The organism is Limosilactobacillus gastricus DSM 16045 (assembly GCF_001434365.1).
In the GTDB taxonomy this organism is placed as follows: domain Bacteria; phylum Bacillota; class Bacilli; order Lactobacillales; family Lactobacillaceae; genus Limosilactobacillus; species Limosilactobacillus gastricus.
Window position 1 is genome coordinate 1 of the sequence record NZ_AZFN01000032.1, and the last position, 12,186, is coordinate 12,186.

Genomic DNA, 12,186 nt, shown 5'->3' on the forward strand with positions numbered 1-12,186 from the left:
GTTGCATTTCATAAAGAAGGGTAACGACAATCCGGGCGCCAGAATCTCCAAGGGGATGACCGAGGGCAATTGCACCACCGTTCACATTGACCTTATCATCAGGTAAGTTCAATTGGTCTTTTACAATTAACGATTGGGCCGCAAAAGCCTCATTTAATTCCACTAGGTCAAGTTGGTCAACAGTTAAATTAGTAACTTCCAAAACCTTCTTAGTGGCTACTAAGGGACCAATCCCCATTACCTGGGGATCAACGCCGGCTAATTTACCAGCATCCCAATAACCCATAATTGATAAATGCTGGACCTTAGCCTGACTTTCTTTCATTAATACTAAGGCGGCGGCACCATCATTAATCCCTGAAGAATTTCCCGCCGTAACTACGCCGTCTTCCAAGAAAGCAGCCTTTAAATTAGCTAGTTGGCCTAAAGAAGTTTCACGGATCGCCTCGTCTTCCATGATGGTTTTGGTACCATGTTTGGTTTTTAAAGTTACTGGGACGATCTCATTTTTAAAGCGGCCGGCTTGTTGCGCTGCTTGGGCTCGACGCTGGCTCTCTAAGGCAAAGCGGTCCAATTGTTCACGCGTAATTCCATATTGTTGGACCAAATTTTCTGCCGTAATCCCCATTGGATAATGATAAAAAGCATCCTCTAAACCATCGTGATAAACCGCATCAATCAGTTCGGCGTTACCATACTTATAGCCAAAGCGGCCTTTCGGAATCAAATAGGGTGCATTGGACATACTTTCTGTACCGCCCGCTACCATGACGTCAGCATCGCCATATTGAATCATTTTAGCGGCTAAATTGATGGCTTGTAAGCCCGATCCACACATTACATTAATGGTTGTGGCGGGAACAGAATAGGGGATCCCGGCATTCACTGCCGCTTGGCGTGCCACGTTTTGCCCGGCTCCGGCTTGAATGGCACACCCCAAATAAACTTCATCAACTTGGTCAGGATTAACATGGGCTCGATTGAGTGCCGCTTGTATGACAATGGTACCTAATTGGTCAGCACTTAAACTTGCTAAAGCTCCACCCAATTTGCCAATCGGGGTTCGACTGGCCCCGACAATTGCTACACGTTCCATAGTTAACCTCAATTCTTTGCTAGATATTTTTCGATCTCGGGGATTAAAGATTCAGCTTGGGCTTGGCCTTCATCATAAAGGGCCTGGATCTTTTTAACATTGCTTTCCAATCGACCGACCTTCACAGGATTTTCCGGAGCAATCACATAAACTAGGCCCTTGTCTTCCAGTTGATTTAAGGTTGCAACCTGTTGGTTGTATACTTCGGGTCGGTTAATCGCCGCGGTAATAAAGTTCGGATAATCACGGTAATGACGTTGGTAAAGTCGTTTTAAAAGGGGACTTGTAGCTTTCTTTTGGTAATCACGGGGACGGGTCCGGACGACCACAATCTTATCAAAGCCCTTGGCTTGCGCTAAATCGAAAGGAATTGAATCCGTAACACCTCCATCAAGGCATAATCCCTGGTCGGTTGGCTGAGGGTCAAATAAGAAGGGCATCGACGACGAGGCTTTTAAAGCTTCCACTAATTTTTCACCAAGAGGATTAGTGAAGCTCACGGTTTTACCCGCTAAACTCGTAGCGACGATGGTAAAGTCAGTGGCCGAGCGTTGGTAAGCTTCTTCATCAAAATTATTCCAGTCCCAACCGTGATCATCAAATAAGAAATCAAGATTAACGACGGGTTGTTTTTTGATGATATTTAATGAAGAAATGTAATTTGGGTCATGACGATAGTGGGTATTAACATGCACCATCCGCCCATATTGCTTGGAAACAAAGTTAGCACCACATAAAGCACCGGCTGAAACACCAATCACGGTTTTAAATTCCAAATGGTGTTTCAAAAAGGCATCCGTCACTCCAGCCGAGTATTGCCCCCGCATAGCACCACCTTCAAGTACTAAGGCTGCATTGTATAACATTTAATCCCTCCAAATACAAAATCGTGTTTTTATTATATCACGATCAAATTTAAAGCATGGTTTTGGTGTTTGAAAGGTAAAATTAGAAAATAATTAAATAAAAGTTAAAATTACCTTGAAATTACCAGATATTATCTCTATAATAGAAAAATCATAACTCAATCTTAATTAGTCTTTGGCTATTTCAAGGTTTTAATTAAGAAAAACAAGTAGAAAGAGATGTGGAATATATGAGTTTGTGGAAAACGATGACGCGTCAAGAAGACCCGTCCGTCTATCAAGATAAGGATGGTCACTTGAAACGAACCCTTACAACAAAAGACTTTATTGGTCTTGGGGTTGGGACGATTGTTTCAACGGCGATCTTTACCTTGCCTGGGGAAGTGGCTGCCTTGCATGCTGGTCCTTCCGTGTCGCTATCCTTCTTATTGGCGGCGGTTGTGGCCGGTTTGGTCGCTTTTGCTTATTCTGAAATGGCGGCAGCAATGCCTTTTGCCGGATCAGCATATTCATGGATCAACGTGGTCTTTGGTGAATTCTTTGGATGGGTAGCCGGCTGGGCTCTGCTGGCTGAATACATCATTGCCGTCGCCTTTGTTGGTTCTGGTTTCTCAGCTAACTTCCGGCCCCTCTTAGCAACTTGGGGCTTGAAGTTGCCAGCTTCCTTGTCAAATCCATTTGGGACTGACGGTGGGGTGATTGACCTTTGTTCAGCCTTAGTAATCATTTTGGTAGCTCTCTTGGTTTCCCGAGGGGTTAGCGGAGCCACGAAGGTTGAAAACATTATGGTTACCTTGAAGGTGTTAGCGGTTCTGACCTTTATTTTTGTTGGAGCAACTGCTTTGCACGCTTCATACTATGATCCATTTATCCCAGCCTACAAAGAAACCGCTAACGGGGCCTTTGGTGGTTGGCAAGGGATCTATGCCGGGGTTTCAAGTATCTTCTTATCATACATTGGTTTTGACTCGATTGCGGCTAACTCCGCGGAAGCAAAGAATCCTGGTAAGACGATGCCACGGGGAATCCTTGGTTCCTTAGCCATTGCCGTAGTCTTGTTCGTTGCTGTTTCCCTCGTCTTGGTCGGAATGGTGCCATATACGAAGTTGAACACGGCTGAACCTGTTGGGATGGCCTTACGGACTGCTGGTCACCCAGTTGTCGCTGCTGTGGTTCAAACGATTGCGGTTATTGGGATGTTCACGGCCTTGCTAGGGATGACGTTAGCTGGTTCACGGTTGACTTACTCCTTTGGTCGGGATGGAATGTTACCAAAATGGCTTGGGAAGCTTGATAAGCGGAACAACCCGAACAATGCCTTGTTGACGATTACGGTCTTAACAGTGGTCATTGGGGCCTTCTTCCCATTTGCCTTCTTGTCACAACTAATTTCAGCCGGGACGCTGATTGCCTTCATGTTCGTTTCCTTGGGAATCTACGCATTACGGCGTCGAGAAGGAAAAGATATTCCGGTTCCAGAATTCAAGATGCCATGGTATCCAGTGATGCCAGCCTTAGCCTTTGTGGCCTCTCTGATTGTTTTCTGGGGATTGGCAAACGATGCTAAGATCTATGCCGGAATTTGGTTCGTGCTCGGGGTTATCATCTACTTTGCCTATGGTCGTAGTCATTCCTACCTGGCAAAACGTGATAAATAAGTATATTTCTAAAATTAGGGAGAAACAAATGTTTCTCCCTAATTTTTTTGATCACACTTGTAATTACGGTCAAAAAGCACGCTCCACGAGTCTAACTTCGAACTCATGTCGGTCCGTTCCGTACCAACATTCGTTCTATGTTATCCCTATGGAGCGTCTCGATGCTTTTTGTCCAGCTTGTTTTTCTTTAGATAATTAATTCAAATAACCTTGACATTTATTATAAGTTGATTAGAATTTAATTAATGTTAATTTATGAAAGTTGAGAACTTCAAGATGGATACTTCAGAGAGTAAAAAACTTTTGGATGCGGAAGCGCAGGCCTTTTCATCAGCAGCGCGGATTAAATACTATGATATTGTGATTGACCATGGGAAGGGTGCCATCATTACTGATGTAGACGGGAATGACTATATTGACCTCTTAGCCAGTGCTTCTTCCACTAATACAGGACACGCCCATCCAAAGGTCGTGAAGGCTGTAACGGATCAAGCCCAAAAATTATTACAATACACACCAGCTTATTTCGCTAACACGAACGGGGCCAAATTAGCGCCTAAACTAGCTTCATTAGCTCCAATGAGTGGACCAGTTGAAGTTGCCTGGGGAAATTCAGGTTCTGATGCGAATGATGCCATTATCAAGTTTTCGCGGGCCTACACGGGTCGGCAATACATTGTGACCTTTACGGGAGCCTATCATGGATCGACATACGGCTCGATGACGGCTTCTTCAGTGAGCTTAAACATGACCCGAAAAATGGGACCATTATTGCCAGGAATTGTGAAAGTCCCATTCCCAGATCCATGGGAACGAGAAAGCGGCGAATCAGAGGCCAACTTTGTCGATCGGATGTTTCGGGCCTTTAAATTACCTTTTGAAACTTACCTCCCAGCTGAAGAAGTGGCGGCAATCTTAATTGAACCGATTCAAGGGGACGGGGGCTTGATTAAGGTTCCAGATGCTTACATGCATAAAATCTATGATTTTGCCAAGGCCAACGGAATTCTCTTTTGTATTGATGAAATCAATCAAGGAATGGGGCGGACTGGAAAATGGTGGTCGATCCAAAACTTTGATGGAATCGAACCCGATCTGATGTCAGTAGGGAAATCCTTAGCTTCGGGACTACCGTTAAGTGCTGTCGTCGGTCGTCAAGAAATCATGGAATCATTGGGAGCGCCGGGACATCTCTTTACGACTGCCGGTAATCCGGTCACGACCGCAGCTTCGTTAGCAACTTTTGAAGTGATCGAAGAAGAACATCTCGTCGAACGCTCAGCAGAATTAGGGAAAAAGGCGAAAGCGTTCTTCGATCAAGAAGCAGCAAAATATGATTTCATTGGTGACGTCCGGATGTATGGTTTAAACGGGGGGATTGATATTATTGATCCTGAAACTGGTCAGGGTGATAGCGAAGCGACAACGAAGCTTATGTATCGGGCCTTTGAATTAGGCGTCATTATTATTAGTCTCCGGGGTAATATCTTACGGTTCCAACCACCGTTGGTGATCACTGAAGAGCAACTCGATCAGGCCTTTGATGTACTGGATCAAGCTTTTAGTGAATTAGCAGCGGGTAAATTGGAATTACCAGCTGGGCATATGGGCTGGTAATCCCACATCCCTGCTTGGCTTTAATTAAAATAAGATTAGAATCTAATTAATTATTTATTTTATAAAGGAGGGGTTGTAATGAAAGTTGCTTTAGCCCAGATCCCAATTGCCTATGGTGATCCAGCTGCGAATCAGGCGACGGTTCAAGAATACGTAAGTAAAGCACGAGCGGCAGGAGCCGATACAGTGGTTTTTCCCGAAATGTGGAATACTGGCTATGCCCTAGATCAATTGGCAACCTTAGCGGACCCAGATGGTAAAAATACCCAGGCCTTGTTAAGCCAATTGGCTCAAGATAATCAACTTAACCTAGTTGGTGGATCAGTGGCCACGAAAGAGGGTAACCAATTTTTTAATACAACCTACGTGCTCAATCAAGCGGGAGAACTGGTTGGTCGGTATCGCAAGGTTCATTTGTTTGGCTTAATGAATGAGGACCAATACTTAACCGCTGGTAATCAAGTCAATCGGTTTGAACTAGCCGGAGTGCCATCAAGTTCCTTTATTTGTTATGACCTGCGTTTCCCTGAATGGTGGCGGACGGTTAACCAAACCGGGGTCCAGGTTATTTACTTACCGGCGGAATGGCCAGAAAAACGAATTGAACAATGGGATCTTTTGGTGCGTGCTCGAGCAATTGAAAACCAAGCCTTTGTCGTGGCGGTGAATACTGTTGGTGATAATCCAACTGATCATTTTGGGGGCCACTCGATGGTGGTGGATCCGCTGGGGAATGTCCTTGCCCAAATGGATGATCAGGCTGGTTTACAAGTAGTCGAATTTGATCCCCAAGCGGCCTTATCGATCCGCGGACCAATTCCGGTATTTAAAGATCGGCGACCANCCAATTCCGGTATTTAAAGATCGGCGACCAAATTTATACAATTAAGCACGAGGAGTAAGTATGGAATTTGAACAATCAAAATTATTAGATCAATTGCCAACCCAATTTTTCGCAACTTTAGTGGAGAAAGTGGGGGCGCAAATTAAAGCTGGGGTCGATGTAATTAATCTGGGTCAAGGGAATCCAGATCAACCCACGCCTGAATACATTGTCAAAAGTACGCAAAAATGGGTGGCTGATCCGAAAACTCATAAGTACTCACCCTTTCAAGGTTTACCTTCCTTTAAGCGGGCGGCGGCTAATTTTTATCAAGAAAAGTATGGGGTTCAATTAGATCCTGCCCAAGAAGTATGTATTCTAGGGGGATCCAAGATTGGATTGGTTGAACTCCCGTGGGCCTTGATGAATCCAGGAGATTTAATGTTATTACCAGATCCGGGTTATCCCGATTATTGGTCAGGAGCAGCCTTGGGTGAAGTGAAATTTGAAACAGTGCCGCTAACGGCAGAGCATGATTTCTTGCCCGATCTAGAATCGATCCCAGAGGCAACGGCGCAGAAAGCGAAATTTTTCTATTTGAATTATCCTAATAACCCAACCGGAGCCGTTGCTACCAAGGAATTCTATACGGAATTAGTCGCGTGGGCTAAAAAGTACCATGTGGGGATTATTTCAGATTTCGCTTACGGTGCCCTAGGCTTTGATGAAGCGGATCCCGTATCTTTCATGGAGGTACCAGGAGCTAAAGAAGTCGGCATTGAATTTTATACCTACTCCAAGACCTTTAATATGGCTGGTTGGCGACTGGGCTTTGCGGTCGGAAATGCTGATATCATTAAGGCTTTGAATTTAATCCAAGACCACTTATTTGTGAGCGTCTTTCCAGCCTTACAAAAAGCTGCCGAGGATGCTTTAAATGATCCACAACGGGATCTAGAAATTAAAAAGCTCAATCAACTATACAAGTCTCGGCGGGATGCTTTCATTAATGCGGCGGCTAAAATTGGTTGGACCACGAAAGCACCGCAGGGGACTTTCTACGCTTGGATGCCGGTTCCTGATGGTTATACGAGTGAAAGCTTTGCCGATAAGTTATTGTATGATGCCGGAGTTGCGGTTGCGCCGGGGAACGGGTTTGGTAAGTATGGGGAAGGCTATGTTCGGGTTGGCTTGTTAATCGATCCCGATCGGTTAGAGGAAGCCGTTAACCGGATTGATCAATTACATTTATTTAATTAGGAAGAAGGAAGATTCATGACATTAAAGTATACGGTTTTAGGTGCTGGGGCAATGGGCTTACGGTTTGGGGTTTTACTCCAAGAACACGCCGGGGCGGAAGTAGAATTTGTAGATAATTGGCAACCCCAAGTTGATACCATTAAAGAACAAGGTGGGGTTTATGTTTCGCGGGACCATGAAAATAAACATTTGGTGCCGGTCAAGATTTATTCACCTGAAGAATACAATGGCGATCCAGATGTCTTTATTGTTTTTGCTAAGCAAATGACCTTACAAGATCTTTTGGACCGTAGTGCCCACTTCTTCCATCCTGATAAGCAATATGTCTTTTCTGGGATGAACGGAATGGGTCATGTAGAAAAGATCAATCAATACTTTGACCCTAGTCATGTTCTTGCCGGAACCTGTTTAATCGGGACGGTCTTAAATCAAGCCGGCGACGTTGACTTTATCGGTAAGTCTGGGGCTGGTAGTATCAATGTGGCTAAAGAAAGTGATGACTTTGATCAGGAAACTTTAAATCAAATCATGACTGACTTTACGGCCGCTAATCTCAATCCAACCCTTCATGATAACTTCTACGGTACCTTAATGACTAAGGTGGTCTTTAACTCGGTTATCAATACCTTATGTACCCTTTTTGAAATCCAAATGGGACAATTTATTGATTATGAAGGAGCCGAAAAGTTAGGGGTCCAATTGATTGATGAAGCCTTTGATGTTTGTGAACGGGCTGGAATTCAGTTGTTAAGCACCCGTCAGGAAGAATGGGAAACCGTTCGTTATGTGTCGGCCGTTTCTAATCCTTTACACTATCCGTCAATGTATCAAGATATGTCAAAGGGCCGGAATACGGAAGTTGATTATATCAACGGATATATTTATGACTTGGGTAAAAAATATAATTACGAAGCCAAAACTCATGATTTCTTGCGTGGCTTAGTTCACTTGGCCGAAAATACGCGGAAGTTTAGAAAGTAAATTGATAAGCTCAACTGTTATAGGTTGGGCTTTTTGTTTGGGTTCAAATATGAAAGCGTTTGAAAAACTGATCAGTCCCGTTTACAATAACTGTGATGTTATAGCATGACAATGATCCCAAGGGTGGTGATAAGATGGAAAAACAAGCAGTCCGTGATATTAATAATCAACCGTATAATCGTTTAATCATGGTAATTATTTTGATGACGGGGTCTTTTTGTACCGTTCTGAATCAAACGATTTTAGCGACGGCTTATCCAACATTGATGCGCTATTTTTCAGTTAACACCTCAACTGTTCAATGGTTGACGACCGGATTTCTGATGGTTAATGGGATGATGATCCCAGTTAGCGCCTATCTAAGTAATCGATTGAATACAAAATATCTGTATTTAGGGGCGATGGTGGTCTTTGAAGTCGGGACAGTGGTTTGCTGGCTAGCGCCTAGCTTTGCGATCTTATTAGTTGGTCGACTAATTCAAGCCCTCGCCGTCGGGGTCACGGTGCCCTTGATTCAAACCATTATGCTAACGATCTTCCCACCCGAAAAGCGGGGAACGGCCATGGGCTATACTGGAATTGTGGTTGGTTTAGCACCGGCGATTGGTCCGACTCTATCTGGTTTTATTATTGATACCATGACTTGGCGAGATTTGTTTCGCTTAATCGCGCCGATCGTTTTGTTAGTAATTGTTTTAGGCTGGTTCTTTATCCATCCGGTTTTAGCTAATAATGATGACAAATTAGATCTGTGGTCATTAATTTTATCGACCTTTGGTTTCGGACTTTTATTATATGGTTTTTCGGTTGTTGGATCATATGGTTGGTCCAGTCCTTTAGTGATTGGTTCTTTAATTGTCGGGGCAGTTATTGTTGCCATAATGTTTTATCGGCAATTAAAGATTAGTCATCCATTTTTAGAGATACGGGTTTTTAAACACCGACCGTTTATCATCGGGACCACGCTAAGCTCGATTGTTCGAATGGCGATGGTGGGGGTGGAAATGATCATTCCAATTTACCTGCAAAATGTTCATCAGTTGTCAGCCTTTGAATCGGGATTGGTTCTTTTACCAGGGGCGGCGATGTTTGGACTCTTAAGTCCTTTAACTGGCCGGATTTTTGATAAGTACGGGGCTAAGTATCTAACGATGATCGGGATGACCTTGCTAACTGTTGGGACCCTCCTACTAGTTGGCGTTAATCAAACTTTCTCCATCATCTGGATTGCCTTAATTTATTTAGTTCGGATGGTTGGAATTTCCATGGTTATGATGCCCGCTTCTACCGCGGGGATGAATTCATTGCCGTTAAGTCTTTTTGCGGATGGGAGTGCCGTTAACAATACCATTCGTCAGGTAGCCGCGGCGATCGGGACGGCTTTAATGACTTCAGTGCTTGATGATGTTACCCGTCAATCTGTGCGACATCTTACGACTGCTGCTGGAAAGTTAACTGCGGTCTTAAATGGTTATCATGCGGCCTTTTTATTGGCAGCCGGCTTTGCCTTTATTGGAATTATTATTGCGTCTTTCTTTAAACGTAAACAAGATAGCCTAAATTAGTAAATGGGGGTGGGAAGAGTGATTTCTTTCCACTCTCTATTTTTTGATCACACCCGTAATTACGGTCAAAAAGCGCGCCCTACGAGTCTAACTACGACCTCATGTCGGTCCGCTTCGTACCAACATTCGTTCTAGGTTAGACCAATAGGGCGCCTTATTGCTTTTTTGCCCAGCTTCTTTTTTAAAAGATTCTTTAAAATTGATTCCTAGATAAATCACTTCTACTTTGTAAAATAAATATATATAACAAAGTAATGAGGATTTATCAATGCGACAACAACGAATTCTAAAGTCAGTCGGGCTCGTAGTTAGCTTTTTACTATTGGCCAGCCTGATTACTTGGCCAGCTTTTGCGAATGGGAACTTTAAAACTTCTTTTGACGCCATGGTCCATTTGACCCGCTGGGAATCAATTTATCAGGCCCTTAAAAGTGGTCAGTTACCACCATTAGTAAATCTGATTGGTTTTCGCCAGGATGGCGCAGCTTTCACCGCTATGTATCCCTGGTTAACCAGTTTAATTTTTATTCTGCCGCGGTTTTTGGTGGGACCTCTAGCGGCCCTTTTCATTGGTTTTGTTGTCCTTAATTTTTTGACGATGGTCAATGCTTATTTGTTGAGTCGCCAGTTGACTAATCAGCTGAGTCTGCGGTTAATCGGAGTTCTGGTTTATGAATTTGGAGCTTATCATCTCTTGGATTTATACTCGCGGGTTGATATTGGCGAATCTTTTGCCTATGCCTTTTATCCCTTGGTGCTTCTGGGGATACTTCGAATTTGGCACCGTCAAGGTAAGGGTGGGTTAATTCTCGGGGTTGGAATGGCCTTAATGCTAAATTCCCACTTATTAACCAGTGTCTATGCGACGGTCATTATGATCATCGTCGAGCTGGTACGACTACTGATGCAACGAGTTAATTGGTTTGAAATCAAGCAGTTCTTATTGGCGGCTGGCATCACCATCCTGGGTAGTTGCTATACCTTAGTCAATCTAATTTACTTTATTTTGCAAAATCAGCTTTCGGTTCCGGGAAAGACAATTACCAATGTGAAGATTAGCTTAGGCTTAATAGATACCATTAGGGATCAAATTCCTAATCAGTCGAGCGAATTTAACCTGGGTCTCCTGATGTTTGCTATTTTGGTCGGATTAATTGTGATCTCAATCTTTTATGGGGGACCATGGCGAAAGTGGATCTGGACCGGATTCGGTATTTATGTCTTTACTTTTCTACCAGTTGATCACGTTCCGGGACTCGCCCAAGCCTTGTATAAGATGCAATTTACTGGTCGTCTGTATGGACTGGTCGATCTGTTAATCATGGCGGCATTAGTGATGTTTCTCCAACAACTTAACTGGTCAATTAGAAAAAAATGGTTACTGGCAGGGGTAGTGGCTGTGCTGATGATCGTTGGTGGGGTTCGAACTAGTTACTTATATCATCAAAAGCCTTTAGACGATGTTAATCAGTTCCGGATCCATAGTAATCGTCAATATCGCCAACTTGTATATAATTTATCGCATTCCTATAACTATACTTTAGAAAGCGCCGGGGAGATTGAAACCGGCAATCAAGTTGTAGAACAAAATGCAACAAAAGAAGTAATTGAAGTACAACGTTCTCAAGCTGGCAGGCAAAAATTGAATTTAAGTATTTTTAAGGGTGTATATTACCGGGTATTGGTTAACGGTAAATCGGTAAAAGTTCCCGTTGGACAAAATCTGACGGTAAACCTAAAGTCTGTCTTGAATCGGATTACAATTACTACCAAAGCGCCGTGGTGGAATTATTTAACTTTGGCGATTACCTTAATCACTTGGCTGGTCTTATTAATCATCATCTTTTATTAACCAGATTATTGGAATAATAATTAAGATTTGTTAACGTTTGTGAAGAAATTATGGAAAGCGTTAACAAATTTAGATAATCGTCCTATAATAACCTCGTATCGTATAACAGCGGTATAAAGATTTAATAACGGTTATGGAGGTGTTGACTATGGCAAACAGTCAAATTGATCTGGAAAAAGCACCACTGACTGATGTTATATCCAATTTACAGGCTGATGAAAAGCAAGGTCTTTCATCAGCGGAAGCAAAAAAGCGTTTGGCTCAGTATGGTCCCAATGCATTGGAAGCCAAAGAAGAGACTTTCATGCACAAACTGATTCACGCTTTTATGGGTCCAATTGAATATATGATCGAAGCAGCAGCGGTTATTTCAGCGATCATTGGGCACTGGGACGACTTTATTATCATTCTGGTCCTATTAATATTCAATGTCACAATCGATTTAGTATCTGTCAAGTTTTCATAGGT

10 protein-coding genes are annotated in these 12,186 nt (G+C 43.2%); 8 read left to right on the forward strand and 2 right to left on the reverse strand.

Annotated features, from left to right (window positions below; all coding sequences use genetic code 11):
• Positions 1–1,096, reverse strand: a 1,096-nt coding sequence (locus tag FC60_RS08595; protein WP_235806120.1) for an acetyl-CoA C-acyltransferase, incomplete at its 3' end; no start/stop codon positions are given.
• 8 nt (positions 1,097–1,104) lie between these two features.
• The gene (locus FC60_RS08600; protein ID WP_056937971.1) at positions 1,105–1,962 is read right to left on the reverse strand and encodes a patatin-like phospholipase family protein; all 858 of its coding nucleotides are present in this window, start codon (positions 1,960–1,962) and stop codon (positions 1,105–1,107) included.
• Positions 1,963–2,192: 230 nt separating this feature from the next.
• Between FC60_RS08600 and FC60_RS08605 the strand changes: the two genes are divergently transcribed.
• From FC60_RS08605 to FC60_RS08640, 8 genes are all read left to right on the forward strand, one after another.
• Positions 2,193–3,620, forward strand: coding sequence for an APC family permease (locus FC60_RS08605; RefSeq protein ID WP_056937972.1), 1,428 nt, complete (start codon positions 2,193–2,195; stop codon positions 3,618–3,620).
• Between the two features lie 276 nt (positions 3,621–3,896).
• Positions 3,897–5,237, forward strand: coding sequence for an aspartate aminotransferase family protein (locus tag FC60_RS08610; RefSeq protein ID WP_056937973.1), 1,341 nt, complete (start codon positions 3,897–3,899; stop codon positions 5,235–5,237).
• 78 nt (positions 5,238–5,315) lie between these two features.
• The coding region (locus tag FC60_RS08615; RefSeq protein WP_156399316.1) for a carbon-nitrogen family hydrolase at positions 5,316–6,080 on the forward strand (765 nt) is incomplete at its 3' end.
• 61 nt (positions 6,081–6,141) lie between these two features.
• Complete coding sequence (locus FC60_RS08620) at positions 6,142–7,320, forward strand: pyridoxal phosphate-dependent aminotransferase (protein ID WP_056937975.1); 1,179 nt, start codon at positions 6,142–6,144, stop codon at positions 7,318–7,320.
• 15 nt (positions 7,321–7,335) lie between these two features.
• Positions 7,336–8,301 (forward strand): ketopantoate reductase family protein, encoded by a 966-nt coding sequence (locus FC60_RS08625; protein ID WP_056937976.1) that lies wholly within the window; start codon positions 7,336–7,338, stop codon positions 8,299–8,301.
• A 134-nt stretch (positions 8,302–8,435) separates the two neighbouring features.
• On the forward strand, positions 8,436–9,866 hold the full coding sequence (locus FC60_RS08630) for an MDR family MFS transporter (protein ID WP_056937977.1): 1,431 nt from the start codon (positions 8,436–8,438) through the stop codon (positions 9,864–9,866).
• Between the two features lie 268 nt (positions 9,867–10,134).
• Positions 10,135–11,718, forward strand: a complete 1,584-nt coding sequence (locus FC60_RS08635) for a hypothetical protein (RefSeq protein ID WP_056937978.1) — start codon at positions 10,135–10,137, stop codon at positions 11,716–11,718.
• Between the two features lie 148 nt (positions 11,719–11,866).
• Positions 11,867–12,184, forward strand: coding sequence for a cation-transporting P-type ATPase (locus tag FC60_RS08640; RefSeq protein ID WP_056937979.1), 318 nt, complete (start codon positions 11,867–11,869; stop codon positions 12,182–12,184).
• Positions 12,185–12,186 lie beyond the last annotated feature (2 nt).